The sequence below is a fragment of the Arthrobacter sp. C2 genome, assembly GCA_024207135.1.
Classification (GTDB): Bacteria; Actinomycetota; Actinomycetes; order Actinomycetales; family Micrococcaceae; genus Paeniglutamicibacter.
Map to the genome: position 1 here is coordinate 3,905,070 of CP042428.1, position 14,753 is coordinate 3,919,822.

The window sequence follows — 14,753 nt, forward strand, 5'->3', positions numbered from 1 at the left end:
TCAGGAATCCTTGGACGACAGCAGGGCAAAGCGGGCCTCGCGGCGCCGCTTTTGCATGATCGGGTTGGGGGAGGGGACCGAGGCCAGCAGATGTCGGGTGTAGGAAGCCTCGGGATGCTGGAGCACCCGGGAGGTTGCCCCGCTCTCGATCACGTTGCCGTGCTGCATCACCGTCACGCGCTGCGAGACCGAGTGGACCACAGCCAGGTCGTGGCTGATGAACAGGCAGCCGAAGCCGTGTTCCTTTTGCAGTTCCAGCAGCAGCGTGAGGACCTCGTCCTGCACCGAGACATCCAGCGCACTGGTGGGCTCGTCGGCGATCAGTAGCTCGGGGGCCAGCGCCAGGGCACGGGCCAGGCCGATGCGCTGGCGCTGGCCGCCGGAGAGCTCGTGCGGGTAGCGCTGGGCGTTGGCGGCGGGCAGCCGAACGGCCTCGAGCAGCTCGGCGACACGGGCCTCGCGCACCGACCGGACCGGGCGCCTGCCATCGACCCCGTGCATCACCAGCGGCTCGGCGATCGAGTCGCCGACGGTCATGCGCGGGTCCAGGGATCCGCCCGGATCCTGGAAGATGATGCCGATCCTCGAGCGCAGTGTGCGGATCTGCCGCTTCGAGGCCTTCAACGCGTTCCCGCCAAAGAGGGTGATGGAGCCGCCGGTGACCGGAACCAGTCCCAGCGGGGCGCGGCCCAGGGTGGACTTGCCGGAACCGGATTCGCCGACCAACCCGACGATCTCGCCGCGGTTGATCAGCAAGTCGGCGTCGTTCACGGCGCGCAGCTTGCGCCCGCCGCTGGCGTAGTCCACGCAGATCCCGCGCATGTCCAGGACCGGGTCCACCGCCACGATTTCCTTCACCTCGGCCTCGGGGAAGGAGGCCTTCGTGCGTTCCGCAGCGATGACGGTGTCCCACTGTGCCTCGGGCAGCGTGGGGACAGCGGCCAGCAGTGCCCGGGTGTAGGGCTGTTCCGGGGCGGTGAGGACCTGCACTGTGGTGCCGGTTTCCACGATCTTGCCCGCGTTCATCACGACGACGCGATCCGAGAGGTCGGCCACCACGCCCATGTTGTGGGTGATCAGCAGCAGCGCGGTGTTGGTTTCCTGCACCAGGTTGCGCAGCAGCTCGAGGATCTCGGCTTGGACCGTGACATCCAGGGCCGTTGTGGGCTCGTCGGCGATGATCAGCCTTGGTTCGCAGGCCAAGGCGATTGCGATGACCACGCGCTGGCGCTGGCCGCCGGAGAGCTGGTGCGGGTAGTTCCGCGCCTTCACCTCGGGGTCGGGGATCCCGACCTTCTCCAGAAGGGCCACGGCACGGGCGTGGGCCTCGGCCTTGGAGACGCCGCGGTGGTTCAGGATGGCCTCGGCGACCTGCTTGTCGACCTTCATGGACGGGTTCAGCGCCGTCATCGGCTCCTGGAAGACCATCGAGACCACGTTGCCGCGCTTGGCATCCATGGCGGACGCGGAGGCGTTGAGCACGTCGTGGCCATCGACCTCGACGACCCCGGAGGTGCGGGCCGTGGAGGGCAGCAGCGCCATGGAGGTCAGCGAGGTGATGGTCTTGCCGGACCCGGATTCGCCGACCACGGCCAGCACCTCGCCGGGGGCCACGGAGAAGGAGACCCCGCGCACCGCGTTGACGGTGCCGTTCTTGGTCTTGAAATCCACGACGAGGTTCTCGACCTTCAGCGCCGGGACCTGGCGGGTTTCTACGATGGTGGTGCTCATGACTGGCCTCGTACATCAAACATGTCGCGCAGGCCGTCACCAATGAAGTTGAAGGCGCTGACGATCAAAACTATGGCAATACCTGCCGGGAAAATGAGCCACCAGGCTCCGGAGTACACCGAGGAAATGCCGTCGGTGAGCATGGCTCCCCAGTCGGTGGCCGGCGGTTGCAGGCCCATGCCCAGGAAGCTCACGTAGGCGATCAGCAAGATCGCGTCGGCGACCTGGAAAGTCGCATTGACCACCACGGTGCCGATGGTGTTGGGGATGATGTGGCGCAGGATGGCCCGGGAGTTCGAGCCTCCGGTGGCCTTGATCGCCAAGACGTAGTCCCGGCTCTTCAGCGACAGCGCCTCGGCGCGGGTCAGCCGGGCCGGGACCAGCCAGGAGACGGCCCCGATGATCAGCACCATCATCCATTCGCTGGGCCGCACGATCGCGGAGATGACCAGCAGCAGGAAGATGCCTGGGATGGCGATGCCGGCATCGACGATGCGCATCATGGTGGCATCGACCCAGCCGCCGAGGTAGCCGGCGACCGAGCCCCACAGGGTGCCCAGGATGGTGGCGAGCACGCCGGCGGCCAGGCCGACCAGGATGGAGGTGCGCCCGGCGATCATCAGCCGGCCCAGCACGTCGTAGCCCAGCCCGTCGGTGCCCAGCGGGTGGCCGTCCTCGCCCGGCTTCAGGTCGGCCTGCATGAGGTTGGTGGAGACCTGCTCCGTTTGGTAGAGCAGCGGTCCGATGAAGCTGAAGACCATCAGGGCGACCACGATGACCACGCCGATGACGGCGAGCTTGTTGGAGAAGAATTCGTGCGCGGCTCGGGCGGCCGGGGACTTCGGGGGAGCGGTTCGGCTCAGGGTTGCGGTACTCACTTGACTCCTCCACGGGCGCGGGGATCGAGAATGAATTGGGTGATGTCGGCCAGCAGCGAGCCGATGACGGTGGCCACGGAGATGACCAGCACGCAGCCGAGCAGCACCGGGAAATCGGTGGTCTGTGCCGCGTTCCAGAAGAGCAGGCCCATGCCGGGATAGTTGAAGAGCTGCTCGACGACCAGGGCACCGCCGAACATGACCGGCAGGTAGTAGCCGAGCATGGTGACCACGGGGGTCAGCGAGTTGCGCAGCACATGGCGGGAGATGACCTTGTTCATCGGGGTTCCCTTGGCCCGGGCGGTGCGGACGTAGTCCTCGTGCAGGTTATCGATCGTGGAGGATCGCATGTAGCGGGAAAAGGTTGCCACCCCGGCCAGGCCGCTGGTCAGCACCGGCAGGATCATTTCCCGGGGCTGGGAGAGGATCTGCGCGACGGTGTCGCCCTGCGGCGCGCTGGCCGGAAGCCAGCCCAGGAGCTGGGTGAAGAACATGATCAGCAGCAGGCCCAGGAAGAAGCTGGGCGTCGAGTAGACGATGAAGTTCAGGCCGGTCATGACGTAGTCGAAGACCTTGTTGCGGCGCAGGGCCTGGGCCATGCCCAGCGGGATGGACACCAGCAACGCCCCGCCCACCGCGGCCAGGGCCAGGATCAGGGTCTTGGGCAGGCGTTGGATGATCAGCGAGGAAACATCGGTGTTCATGACGAACGAACGGCCCAGGTTTCCCTGCAGCCACTGGCCGACGTAGTTGAAGTACTGCTGGATCAGCGGCAGGTCGAAGCCCTGCTCGTGGTTGAACGCAGCGATTTGGGCATCGGTGGCCTGCTGGCCCAGGATGCCGCGGGCGGGACCGCCCGGCAGTGCCTGGAGCAGCAGGAACACGATGACCGAGACGATCGCGATGACGACCGCCGCCTGCACAAGTCTTTTGGCCAAAAACCAACTGAACAGCCGTATGCCTGAGCTATCGCGGGTGGCGGTGGTGGTGGTCGTCATCGACGATCCTCCCTTCTTGGTGAACCTTTCGGCTCGCTTGGTGGGCTAGGTGGCCCGAATTACTTGTTCCAACCCCAGCGCTGCGGGAAGAAGTTGGCGGTTGGGTCCTGCGTGGTTCCGGTCATGCCATCGCGGATGACCGATACCTGGTAGACCGGGTTCGGCAGCCACATCACCGGCAGCTGCTCGGCCAGCAGCGCCGAGTATTCCTGCATGGTCTTCGGGTCGTTCGTGGTCAACGCGTCGTCCATGAGCTTGTCGGCATCCGCGTTGGAGTAGTTGCCGAAGTTCACCGAGGCGCCGGTGGCAAAGATCCGCTCGCCGGTCGGGTAAGCCGGGAAGTACCAGGAACCTGCGGCACCGAAGTAGGAGAATTCCCAATTGCAGTCGGACGAGTCGGACTCGCACGGTGCGGTGCGGTTGAGCACGGTGTTCAGCGGGGCACGGTCGAAGGTGACAGCGACACCGATGTCTCGGAAAGAGGACTGCATGGCGGCGAACTGCTTGTCTGCCTCGTCCGAGCCGGACTGGACCATCATGGTCATTTCCATCTTGGTGCCGGCCTTGACGCCTTCGCCGCACTGGTTCTCGGCGGTGCCTGCGTCCTCGCAGACCAGCACGCCGTCGGCTCCCGGCTTCCAGCCGTGGTCGGCGAAGAGGGTCTTGGCCTTTTCGAGGTCGAACGGATATGGATTGTTCTTCTGCGCCTCGGAGAGGTACGAGGACGGGATGTCCTGCGGGACCGGGCCGTAGACCGGGTTGGCCCCGTCTTTCCAGATCACCTTGGAGATGGTGGGCTGGTCAATGGCGGACTGCAGCGCCTGGCGGACGTAGAGCTGCTTGTAGGTGTCGCCCATCTTCGGGTTGTTGAAGTTGTAGGGCATGTAGGTCACTGCCCAACCTTCCCAGGGGTCGATCTGGTAGTTGTTGGACTCGAACGAGGATTTCTGGTCCATCAGCGAGGTGGGGATGTAGCCGTAGTCGATGCTCTTGGAGCGCAACAAGTTGACCTCGGCGTCGGCCGAGGTGAACGGCAGCAGGTTCACGGTGGAGACCTGTGCGGCGTCCAAGCCGTCGTACTTGGGGTTCTTGCTCAGGGTGACCTTGCCGGAGTTGTCGAAACCGCCCAGGGTGAACGGGCCGGAGACGACCTTCCACAACGGATTGGTGGCATAGGAGGCCATATCCTCGGAGGACTTGGAAAGGTACTCGAAGATCTTCTTGGCGCCGGCTTCGGTGCGGTCCTCGTCGCCGGCCTTGGCATCGTCGGAGGTCTTGGCCCAGGCGTGCTGCGGCAGCGGCTTGATGCTGGTCAGCTGCGTGGAGGACATCCAGTCCTGGTTGTAGACCTTGTCGAAGGTCAGTGTGAAGGTCTTCTCATCGGTGTAGTCGATGTCGGTGATGTTGTCCGGAAGACGGCCTTCCTTGTAGCCGCCCCAGGCTTCCTTGTTCGCCTTGATCAGGTTGAACCAGAACTCCACGTCGCGGGTGGTGATCGGCTCGCCGTCCGCCCAGTGCATGTCGCGCATGTGGAAGGTGACCGACTTCCCGTCGGCCGAGTAATCCATCTTGTCGGCGATGCCGGTTTCCAGATCCAGCTTCATCTCGCCCTTGGAGCCGTCGAAGGTCATCATGGGGGACCAGAGTGCCTGGGCGATCGAGGAGTTGTGGGTGGCCATCTTGCCGGCGATGCCGATGGGAAGGATCCAGTTGGGGGTGGCGTTCGGGGGAAGTGCGTAGTTCACCGCGTCGGTGTCGACGCCGGCCGGAACGGTGGCGGCGCTGCCCGAGGTGGTTGGCTCGTTGGCCGAGCCGCCGCCGGCGCAACCGGTGAGCAGCAATGCGAAAGCGGTGATGCCAGCGGCAAGCCCGACCTTCAAACGTTTGCGATCGTTGGACATTGGGTGATCTCTCCTGAAGCTAGACGTGTGGGTGAGGAGGGTGGAGCCAAAAACTTTTAATTCGGCATCGAACAAAGTATCTTTCGTGATGAACGAACTATGTGTAATATAGAGCACAAGTGGTGGGTTGTGCATCTCGAGAAGGTAACGATTCCGATCGAGGGCGCACAAAGGCGCCACTGACCAGCCAAAGTCGGAATCATGAAAAACAAAGGAACGCGCCAATGAGCACCGGTGACCTAGCAGTGGACATACTGCGGCGCATCGCCGTGGAGCCGGTGACCCGATCGGCGCTGGCCAAGGAAATCGGCTTGGCTCCCTCCACCATTTCGGCAAAGATCAACGACCTCATGGCCGCCGGGCTCGTCGAGGAGGGCGGGGCCGCGCCCTCGCGCGGGGGACGCCCCGGACGGCTGCTCTCCCTCACCTACCGCACAGGCCGCGTGGCAGTGATCTCCATGGGGGCCAAACACGCCAACGTCGCGCTTGCAGACCTGGCCCGCGCCATCCACGTCAGCTCGGCCATCACCATCGACGTGGCCCAGGGACCCGAGGCGACGGTGGAACTCATCGCCGCCGAGGTGCGTGCCCTGCTGGGCGGGGACGGGGGAGAGCTGCTCTCGGTGGGGATCTGTATCCCCGGGCCGGTCGATGTGAAACGCCGCATCGTCATTGCGCCATCGCGCATGCCCGGCTGGCACAACCAGGACGTGGGGGCACTGTTGGAAAAGGCGTTGGGGGTTCCGGCCATCACCGACAACGACGCAAACCTTGCGGCCCTGGGTGAATACCTATGCCGCCCGGATGCTGCGGCAAATTCCATCACGGTGCTGGCCGGCACCGGCGTGGGCACCGGCATCATTGCCGGGGGCGAACTCTATCGGGGTTCCACCTATGCCTCCGGGGACATCACGCACACCAAGGTCGAGGCCGCGGCCGACCGCATGTGCACCTGCGGCAACCGCGGATGCCTGGAAACCATTGCCTCGGGCGCCGCCATCGTGCGGGACCTGGGCAACGCCGGCATCGAGGCGAAAGACATCTTCGAGGTCCTCGAGATGGTGCGCGACGGCGACCCCACGGCCAACGGCGTGGTGCGCGAGGCAGGGCGCCAGCTGGGCCTGGCCCTGAGCACCGTGGTGAACTTCTTCAACCCAGGGGACGTCTACCTCACCGGCGCGCTCTCGGCCGCCAGCGTGTATGTCGCGGCCGTCCGCTCGCAACTTTACGAACGCTGCCTGCCCCTTGCCACGGCCGGGTTGCGCGTGGAAGCGACGCAGTCGGGTAACGAGGCCGGGCTCATCGGCGCGGCCGAACTGGCCATCCTGCACCTGCTGAACCAACCTTCGCTTCCGGCCCGCTTCTCCGAACCGGCCGGCTGAACCGAACCACTTTCCCACCCACCGTCCCCAAATCCACCTTGGAAACAGGAGCCCCTTCCCCATGAGCGCAGCACCAATCCGTCCACGCATCGGCACCGGCGGCATGTCTATCGAGGCCTCCAACTTCTCCCCGCACCGCTCGGGATTCGAGGCCTTCAACTTCACCCAGGGCGAGGTGCTGCTCTCTCGCTACACGGTGCTGGCGCCCGGGCACGCGAACTACGACGCGTCAGTGGCCGACGGTGCCAGCTGGATTCCGCTGGTGCACGCCCGTTCGCTGCCCGGCGGCATGGTCGAACCGGTCGTCTATGAGAAGCTGAAGACCGAGCTGATCGAGATGATCCATGCCCAGGGCCCCTTCGACGGATTCTTCCTGGATATCCACGGAGCCATGACCGTGGTCGGACGCCAGGACGCTGAGGCCGATCTGGCCCGCGCCGTGCGCACCGCGCTCGATGAGGTCAGCGCGAAAGCCGGCACTCCGCGCACGCTGGTTTCGGCCACCATGGACCTGCACGGCAACGTCACCGCCGACCTGGTCGAGCAGTGCGACCTGATCACCTGCTACCGCATGGCACCTCACGAGGACGAGCAGGAAACCAAGACCCGTGCCATGGCCAACCTGATCACCAGGCTTCTCGAAGGAACCGGCGCCCCGGCCAAGGCCTACGTGCGCATCCCGGTGCTGCTGCCCGGCGAAAAGACCTCCACCCGACTGGAACCGGCCAAGGGAATCTACGAGGCGATCCTGCCCATCGAAGCCTCGACGGGCATCGTCGACGCCTCCATCTGGGTCGGCTACGCCTGGGCCGACGAACCGCGCTGCTACGCCACCGTCGTGGTCACCGGGGACGACGCCGAGCTGGCCAGCGCCAAGGCCACCGAGCTGGCCACCAGCTACTGGGATGCCCGCGCCGACTTCGAGTTCGTGGCCCCGGCCGCGGACCTTGACACTTGCCTGGCCGCAGCCCTGGCACCGGGCGCCAAGCGTCCCTACCTGCTCTCGGACTCGGGCGACAACCCGACCGCCGGCGGCTCCGGCGACGTCACCTGGACGCTGGCCCAGCTGATCGGCGACCCGCGCTTCGGGCACGGCGGCCCGCGCACCGTGGTGGCCTCGGTCTTCGACAAGGACGCGGTCGCCGCATGCTTCGCCGCCGGTGCGGGCTCGGACATCGAGGTTGGCGCCGGTGCGCTGGTCGACCACATGCACTCGGGCCCCGCCATGCTCACGGGCACCGTGCTGCACCTGACCGAGGGCGATGACACCTCCGGCCGCGTCGCCGTGGTCAAGATCGGCTCCATCGAGGCCATCATCACCGAACGACGCAAGCCCTACCACCGGATCTCCGACTTCAAAGCGGCCGGCCTCACAGTCACCGACGCCGACATCGTCGTGGTGAAGATCGGCTACCTGGAGCCCGAGCTCTTCGAACTGGCAGCCGACTGGATGCTGATGCTCACCCCCGGCGGCGTGGACCAGGACCTGATCCGCCTGGGGCACCGGAACATCGACCGCCCCATGTTCCCCTTCGACGTCGACATGGCTGCCCCGGACCTCACCGCCACCGTGTTCCCGGCCGTCCCGGCGGGTGCCTAGCACCATGGCGAAACTTGAGATCGCGGTCCAGGACGCCGCCGGAGCCAGGATCGCCCTGGAGAACGGCGCGGATCGGGTCGAGCTGTGCACCGCGTTGGGCATGGGCGGGCTCACGCCCACCCTGGGCACCATCGAGGCCGTCGTCGCCGTCGGGATCGGCGTGCATGTGCTGATCCGCCCGCGCGGCGGCGGCTACACCTACACCCCGGCCGAGGTCGAGCTGATGGCCGGGGACATCACCCACGCCGCCCAGGCCGGGGCTGCCGGGATCGTGATCGGCGCACTGGCCGAGGGCGACGCCGCGCTGGACCTCGAGGTGCTCGCCACCCTGGTGGCCGCGGCGCACCTGGTGAACCAAGACATCGAAATCACCGTGCACCGCTGCGTGGATGTGCTGCTGGATAAAGGCCTGCCGATTGCCGAGATCGTGGCGCAGCTGCGCACCGTGGGAGCGCACCGGATCCTGACCTCGGGAGGGGCACCGGCCTCGGGCGCCGGCGCCGGGATGTTGCACCGGTTGCGCACCGAGGCGGCGGGCAACCCACAGATCCAGGCAGGCGGCGGCGTGCGGATCGAGGACATCCCCGCCCTGGCTTCGCTGGATGGCATCCACCTCTCGGCGCGCACCCAAACCACCCGGGGCGCCTCGGGTCCCGGCGGCGGGGAATCGGCGTTCGACGTGACCAGCGCGGAGCTGGTCTCCGCGGCCGCCGCGGCCCTGGCCGCATGCCGGTAACCGTCCGGAAGCCCGGGGCGGCACCGCGCGGCGCAGACACAAAGACGGCCCGAATGTGACCCCGGTGACGTATTGGCTAACATGTTCAGGGTGTGACCCCGTTCCCGCAAGCCATGGCCGGGGAGCCACGCGACGTGCATCCAGAACTTCAGAAGGGGCCCAGGCCAGCATGCTCAACGATGAGACCATCACCCGGATAGCCGATGAACTCGTGCAGGCGGGCCACGACCGCGTGCCGGTCAAGCGCCTGACCGCGCGCTTCCCCGACATGACGGTGGAGGATTCCTACCGGGTCCAGAACCTCTGGCGCCAGCGCTCCGAGGCCAACGGCCGCGTTCTGGCCGGACGCAAGATCGGGCTGACCTCCCGCGCCATGCAAATGGCCACCGGAATCACCGAACCGGACTACGGCATCATCTTCGACGACATGGTGCTCGACTCGGGCTGCACCATCGAATGGGACAAGTACACCCACCCGCGCGTGGAAATGGAGCTGGCGTTCAAGCTCAACAAGGACGTCGAAGGTCCCAACGCCAACATCTTCGACGTCCTCAACGCCACCGAGTACGTCATCCCGGCCCTGGAGATCCTGGACTCGCGCATCGAGATGGAGGGCCGCACCATCGTCGACACCATCTCCGACAACGCGGCCATGGGCGCCATGGTCATCGGCGGCAACCCGATGAAGCCGCAGGACATCGACCTGCGCTGGGTCTCGGGCATCCTGTTCAAGAACCAGGTCGTCGAGGAGACCGGCGTCGCCGCCGGCGTGCTGAACCACCCGGCCGCCGGGGTCTACTGGCTGGCCAACAAGATCGCCGCCCACGGCGACAAGCTCAACGCCGGGGAGATCATCCTGGCCGGGTCCTTCACCCGCCCGATGTGGGTGGACAAGGGCGACACCGTCTTTGCCGACTACGGACGAATGGGGACCGTGACATGCCATTTCTCATAGAACCGGACCCGTCCTTCAAGGATGCGCTGGAACATGCAGACCACGCGCTGTCGGGGATCTGGGTGTGCTCGGGATCCCCGCTGGTTGCGGAGATCTGCGCCGGCGCCGGATTCGACTGGATCTTCATCGACGCCGAGCATTCGCCCAACGGGCTCGAGTCGATCCTGGGCCAGCTGCAGTCGGTGCGCGGCTACCCGGTCATCCCGGTGGTCCGCCCGCCGGTCAACGACACCGTGGTCATCAAGCAGTACCTTGACCTGGGCGTGCAGTCGTTGATCATCCCGATGGTCAACAACGCCGAGCAGGCCCGCGCCGCGGTCGCCGCCTGCCACTACCCGCCGACGGGCGTGCGCGGCGTCGGGTCGGCGCTGGCCCGCTCGGCCCGCTGGAACCGCATCCCCGACTACCTGACGCGCGCCGGGGACACCCTGACGCTGATGGTGCAGATCGAGTCGGCCGAGGCGGTGGCCAACGTCAAGGAAATCGTGGAAACCGAGGGCGTGGACGGCATCTTCATCGGCCCCTCCGACCTGGCCGCCTCGATGGGCGTGATCGGGCAGCAGGACCACCCCGACGTGGTCGCCGCGGTGGAGACCGCGATCGCCGCGGGCAAGGCCGCCGGAAAGTACGTCGGCGTCAACGCCTTCGCCGAAGCAACCGCCAAGCGCTACATCGAGCTCGGCGCCCACTACGTGGGTGTCGGTGCCGATGTGGCGCTGCTGGCCCGCGGCACCGAGGCGCTGGCCGCCAAGTTCCGGCCCGGCGCCGGAAGCCAGGCCGGGGCCCCGGCCAGCTACTGACCGAACCGGGCTGGGGCCTGGAGCGCAAGACAAGCGGTCCTGCGGGAGGTACTTTCCTCTTGCATGGCCGCCTGTTTCTTGTCCTCTCCAGGGCGCCCGGAAGACTTCTTGCGTCCGGTGCAAATCCGGCAACATTTTAGATCCGCAAAACCAACATTTAAATCTTAGGTCGTTCCAAGCCCGGGATCGCGGTGTTTTTTACAGTTCGTAAAATTGAAAGAATTTAAAAAGGTCAACCAAGGATTTTAGTACTTGTCGATTCGGTTCATGCCCTATGCGAAATCGTCGCGCAGGATGCTCGGGAGGAATCCGCGGTCGTCCAATTGGCGAATGACGAACGAAGTCAGGGGACCGGGCACCATGACGAGGCGGTAGCTGCGTTTGCCGTCGGCGATCGGTTCTATCAGTCGTTGGTCAAGCATCTTACGAATCCCTTGGCTCCGTCTTGCGGCAGAGCCCACAAAAATATGCTGGATATCCTGGGGCTTGATTTCCGTTTGTCGAGCGAGGAGCCCAAGCACTTCGGATTGCTGCACGTCGATCGCTCCGGATCGCGTTGCTTTTGTGATGGCTGGCAGTAGCAGTCTCTCGGTCACGAATTTGCGGTCGCCAAGTTGCTTCAATTTTTCAAGGTCATCGCGGAGGCCTTCGAGCAGGTAGGTGCACCAATCAACGATTGCGCCGGTCTCCAGCGAGTCAGCCCTTTCAAGCATTCGATAGTAATTCGTGCGATCCGCCCCGAATACCGCCGTGGGGTTCAAAGCCCGGTAATTCGTAGTTGTTGAGAATCCCTGGCTCACCATGACCGCGTATGTGAGCAGCCTGCCCACGCGTCCGTTTCCATTTCCAAATGGGTGAATCCATACGAAACGGTGGTGCGCGATCGCTACTTTCAGCAGGTCGTAGCTTTGCTCCGCTTCGGCGTTGATGAAGTCGAGCAATTCGCTCATGTCGGCTTGCACGGAACCAGGGAGGGGATGCACGTGTCGGGACCCGCCAATGGAAACCTCCGTTGTGCGGTACGCGCCCGGAGTTCGATCACCCTCGCGTACCAAACCGGACACTGCAATTCGATGTAATTCACGCACGAGGCTGTGCGTGATGGGGGTCCCGGGAGAAACCACTTCGTCAATGAATGCGGCGGCCTTCTGGAGCAGCAAGATTTCCTGGACGCCATCGGAAGGATTCGCGTGCGGGTTCACCTGTGCACGGGCGGCACCCTCGACTGCATCCACAATTGACGTTCTGTTGCCTTCGATCCGGGCACTCATGATGCTGGTCATGAGCTGGAACACCGACTTCAACTGGGAGAAAACGATTTGATCGGTTGTGCCCGCCCCGAGATCGCCGCGAAGTCGTTCCAACTCGATAACCACTTTTGCCAAGGGGGAGTTGAACGAGAATTCCGGGAAGCTGATCGGCTGCATGTGAACATTTTAGACAGACGAAACCAGCATTTAAATCCGTAGTCGATCCAAGCCCGGGATTGCGGGGTTTTTGGCAGTTCGTAAAATCAAAAGAATTTAAATCCGCCAGCCCGAGATTTCAGATCCGGCTCCGCCGACCGGTCCGCTGGAAGCAAACAGACCGGCACAAACGCGCGGCCACAAGAGATAGGCTCGATCGAATGGAACTTCCCCTCATCTTGCTCGTCCTTGGCATGGTTGTGCTCGGTGCCATTGCGCAGCGCGTGGCGGGGCTCGGTTTCGCGATGCTCATCTCCCCGTTCCTGGTCCTCGCCCTGGGCGCACACCAGGGGGTGTTCCTGGTGAACATCTGCGGAGTGGTCTCCTCGGCGATCATCGTCCCCCGGGTCTGGAAGGACATCGACTGGTCGATGTTCCGCTGGCTGTGCTCCTTCAGCGTCGTCGGCTCGGTGGCCGGCGCTTTGCTGGCCGGGGGCCTGCCCCAGGCCCCGCTGTCGATCGTGGTCGGCGCCACGGTGCTCGCCGCGCTGCTGCTCTCCTTGATCCTGGTGCGCGCAAACGTGACCGTGGACGGGCAGGTCCCCAAGGCCGGCGCCGGGTTCCTCTCCGGGCTAACCAACTCCCTGGCCGGGGTCGGCGGTCCGGCGGTGAGCGCCTACGCGGTGCTCGCGCGCTGGCCCCAGCGACCCTTCGCCGCGACCCTGCAGCCCTTCTTCGTGGTGACCGGGGCCGTCACCGTGGCCATGAAGTTCATCACCACCCCCGACCAGCTGCCGCCGCTGCCGGGGTGGGCCTGGATCGCGGTTGCCGTGTTCATCGGGGGCGGGGTGCTCATCGGCGAGCAGGTCCAACGAGTGGTCACCGACCGGCACGCGCGGTTCTTCGTGCTGTGTTTCGCCTTCTTCGGTGCCGTCACCGCGTTGGTCAGCGGGTTGCGCGCGCTGTGACGCCAGGGTGCGCGCAAACGCGTCAATCAGGGCCGCAAGCACGCATCGATGGCACGATTGGAAGCAATGAGTGAGAAGAAAAAGCAGCCGCCCGCCGCGGCGGCATTGAACGCGGCACGCCAACGGCTGAGCACCGGCTGGCCCATGCCGTTGTTCCTGCAAGGGGCCTTCGAGTTCATGCAGGCCGCCCTGTTCTCGGCCTTCCTCGTGGTCATCCCGTGGTTCGCCGTGTGGTTCAGCGGAGGCTTCGCGGACCGCAGCATCGAATCGGTGCTGAAGATGGGTGGACAGATCTGGCTGCTGATCCACGCCGTCCCGCTGCACCTGCTGCAGGTAGGCACCGGTGCCGACCCCTCCCAGGGCTCCGGGCTGCTGGATTTCACCCCGCTGGGACTCACGCTGATCCCGTTCTTCCTGTGCTGGCGCGCCGGGCGGCGCATCGCGCGGGCCTCCTACACCGACTCGTTGTGGCAGGGCATCCTCGGGGCGCTGGGCGTCTACCTGCTCTGCGGGCTTTTCACCGGGTTCCTGGTGAACAACGAGGAAGCCTCGGTTTCGCTGCTCGCCGCCACCCTCATTCCCGCCATCCCTGCCGGCGCCGGGGTGGTCATCGGAGCCCGCCGCGAGGCCGGATCCTGGGGCCGGCTGATCGGCTTCGACGCCGCGGCCTGGATCTCCAAGACCTCCCAGCATTCGCGCTGGGCCGGGTCCTACGTGTGGGCGGTGCTGTGCGGCGGCACCCTGGCCTACATGCTCACCTTTGCACTGTCCTCGCTGCTGCTGGCCATCAACCTGGGCGTGCACTGGGTCGATGTCTCCAACGTCTACCAGCAGCTGCGCCCCGGGCCCATCGGCTCGGCCGTGCTGACCCTGGGCCAGCTGGGCATCATGCCCAATCTGGCGCTGTGGACCCTGGCCTGGATCACCGGCGGCGGCTTCACCCTGGGGGTGGGCAGCACGCTGTCCACGCTGGAAACCACCGTCGGGCCGCTGCCGGCGGTCCCGGTGCTCGCGGCCCTGCCTTCCGGGGACCTGTCCTACGCCTGGGCATTCATGGGCCTGCCGGTGCTGGCCGGGATGCTGGCCGGCTGGTACTTCCTGCGGGTGGGGGAGAACCACCTGGACGACTGGGTCTCCAAGCGCATCCGCTCCCGCTGGGCCTCCCTGGGCCTGTCAACCGTCGCCCTGGGCGTGTTCGTCGGAGCCTTCGCCGGGGCGCTGTCGCTGGTGGGTTCCTGGCTGGCCGGCGGGTCGCTGGGCATCGGGCGGTTCACCGAGGTGGGGCCGGATGTCATGATGACCGCGCTGCTGCTGGCCGCCGAGGTCGCCCTGGGCACCGCCATCGGATACCTCATCTCCCCGCTGCTGGAGCACGACCCGGTGCTTGACGGCTAGGGT

Annotated in this window: 12 protein-coding genes; 7 read left to right on the plus strand and 5 right to left on the minus strand. The window is 65.6% G+C overall.

Annotated features, from left to right (window positions below; translation table 11 throughout):
- The 4 genes from FPY90_RS17945 to FPY90_RS17960 are packed head-to-tail and all read right to left on the minus strand — an operon-like array spanning position 1 to position 5,508.
- Positions 1–1,731: an ABC transporter ATP-binding protein gene (locus FPY90_RS17945; protein ID WP_498682528.1), complete on the minus strand. Its 1,731-nt coding sequence runs from the start codon at positions 1,729–1,731 to the stop codon at positions 1–3.
- On the minus strand, positions 1,728–2,609 hold the full coding sequence (locus FPY90_RS17950) for an ABC transporter permease (protein ID WP_498682530.1): 882 nt from the start codon (positions 2,607–2,609) through the stop codon (positions 1,728–1,730). The genes FPY90_RS17945 and FPY90_RS17950 overlap by 4 nt, the downstream gene beginning before the upstream one ends.
- Complete coding sequence (locus tag FPY90_RS17955) at positions 2,606–3,607, minus strand: ABC transporter permease (RefSeq protein WP_498682531.1); 1,002 nt, start codon at positions 3,605–3,607, stop codon at positions 2,606–2,608. Before FPY90_RS17955 ends, FPY90_RS17950 begins: the two co-directional genes overlap by 4 nt.
- A gap of 59 nt (positions 3,608–3,666) precedes the next feature.
- A complete protein-coding gene (locus FPY90_RS17960; RefSeq protein ID WP_498682533.1) occupies positions 3,667–5,508 on the minus strand; it encodes a peptide ABC transporter substrate-binding protein in 1,842 nt (613 codons plus the stop codon).
- Between the two features lie 224 nt (positions 5,509–5,732).
- Between FPY90_RS17960 and FPY90_RS17965 the strand changes: the two genes are divergently transcribed.
- From FPY90_RS17965 to FPY90_RS17985, 5 genes are all read left to right on the plus strand, one after another.
- Positions 5,733–6,890 (plus strand): ROK family protein, encoded by a 1,158-nt coding sequence (locus FPY90_RS17965; protein ID WP_498682534.1) that lies wholly within the window; start codon positions 5,733–5,735, stop codon positions 6,888–6,890.
- A 61-nt stretch (positions 6,891–6,951) separates the two neighbouring features.
- Entirely contained in the window at positions 6,952–8,490 is a 1,539-nt protein-coding gene (locus tag FPY90_RS17970; RefSeq protein WP_498682535.1) for a M81 family metallopeptidase, read from the plus strand.
- Positions 8,491–8,494: 4 nt separating this feature from the next.
- On the plus strand, positions 8,495–9,226 hold the full coding sequence (locus FPY90_RS17975) for a copper homeostasis protein CutC (RefSeq protein ID WP_498682536.1): 732 nt from the start codon (positions 8,495–8,497) through the stop codon (positions 9,224–9,226).
- Between the two features lie 169 nt (positions 9,227–9,395).
- Positions 9,396–10,181, plus strand: a complete 786-nt coding sequence (hpaH, locus tag FPY90_RS17980) for a 2-oxo-hept-4-ene-1,7-dioate hydratase (protein ID WP_071215985.1) — start codon at positions 9,396–9,398, stop codon at positions 10,179–10,181.
- Positions 10,166–10,981: an aldolase/citrate lyase family protein gene (locus FPY90_RS17985; protein ID WP_498682538.1), complete on the plus strand. Its 816-nt coding sequence runs from the start codon at positions 10,166–10,168 to the stop codon at positions 10,979–10,981. Before hpaH ends, FPY90_RS17985 begins: the two co-directional genes overlap by 16 nt.
- Positions 10,982–11,253: 272 nt before the next feature.
- Here the strand turns inward: FPY90_RS17985 and FPY90_RS17990 are convergent, their stop codons facing one another.
- Positions 11,254–12,408, minus strand: coding sequence for a Fic family protein (locus FPY90_RS17990; RefSeq protein ID WP_498682540.1), 1,155 nt, complete (start codon positions 12,406–12,408; stop codon positions 11,254–11,256).
- Between the two features lie 200 nt (positions 12,409–12,608).
- On the opposite strand from FPY90_RS17990, the gene FPY90_RS17995 reads away from it, so the two are divergent.
- Positions 12,609–13,355, plus strand: coding sequence for a TSUP family transporter (locus FPY90_RS17995; RefSeq protein WP_498682542.1), 747 nt, complete (start codon positions 12,609–12,611; stop codon positions 13,353–13,355).
- Positions 13,356–13,421: 66 nt separating this feature from the next.
- Complete coding sequence (locus tag FPY90_RS18000; RefSeq protein ID WP_139194935.1) at positions 13,422–14,750, plus strand: cell division protein PerM; 1,329 nt, start codon at positions 13,422–13,424, stop codon at positions 14,748–14,750.
- The last annotated feature ends 3 nt before the right edge of the window (positions 14,751–14,753 follow it).

What these genes read in the sequence shown, in the direction of transcription:
- FPY90_RS17970 (WP_498682535.1), top strand. Translation starts at nt 6,952, where the DNA reads ATGAGCGCAGCACCAATCCGTCCACGCATCGGCACCGGCGGCATGTCT.
- FPY90_RS17945 (WP_498682528.1), bottom strand. Translation starts at nt 1,731, where the DNA reads ATGAGCACCACCATCGTAGAAACCCGCCAGGTCCCGGCGCTGAAGGTC.
- FPY90_RS17960 (WP_498682533.1), bottom strand. Translation starts at nt 5,508, where the DNA reads ATGTCCAACGATCGCAAACGTTTGAAGGTCGGGCTTGCCGCTGGCATC.
- FPY90_RS17995 (WP_498682542.1), top strand. Translation starts at nt 12,609, where the DNA reads ATGGAACTTCCCCTCATCTTGCTCGTCCTTGGCATGGTTGTGCTCGGT.
- FPY90_RS17990 (WP_498682540.1), bottom strand. Translation starts at nt 12,408, where the DNA reads ATGCAGCCGATCAGCTTCCCGGAATTCTCGTTCAACTCCCCCTTGGCA.
- hpaH (WP_071215985.1), top strand. Translation starts at nt 9,396, where the DNA reads ATGCTCAACGATGAGACCATCACCCGGATAGCCGATGAACTCGTGCAG.
- FPY90_RS17975 (WP_498682536.1), top strand. Translation starts at nt 8,495, where the DNA reads ATGGCGAAACTTGAGATCGCGGTCCAGGACGCCGCCGGAGCCAGGATC.
- FPY90_RS17985 (WP_498682538.1), top strand. Translation starts at nt 10,166, where the DNA reads ATGCCATTTCTCATAGAACCGGACCCGTCCTTCAAGGATGCGCTGGAA.
- FPY90_RS18000 (WP_139194935.1), top strand. Translation starts at nt 13,422, where the DNA reads ATGAGTGAGAAGAAAAAGCAGCCGCCCGCCGCGGCGGCATTGAACGCG.
- FPY90_RS17965 (WP_498682534.1), top strand. Translation starts at nt 5,733, where the DNA reads ATGAGCACCGGTGACCTAGCAGTGGACATACTGCGGCGCATCGCCGTG.
- FPY90_RS17955 (WP_498682531.1), bottom strand. Translation starts at nt 3,607, where the DNA reads ATGACGACCACCACCACCGCCACCCGCGATAGCTCAGGCATACGGCTG.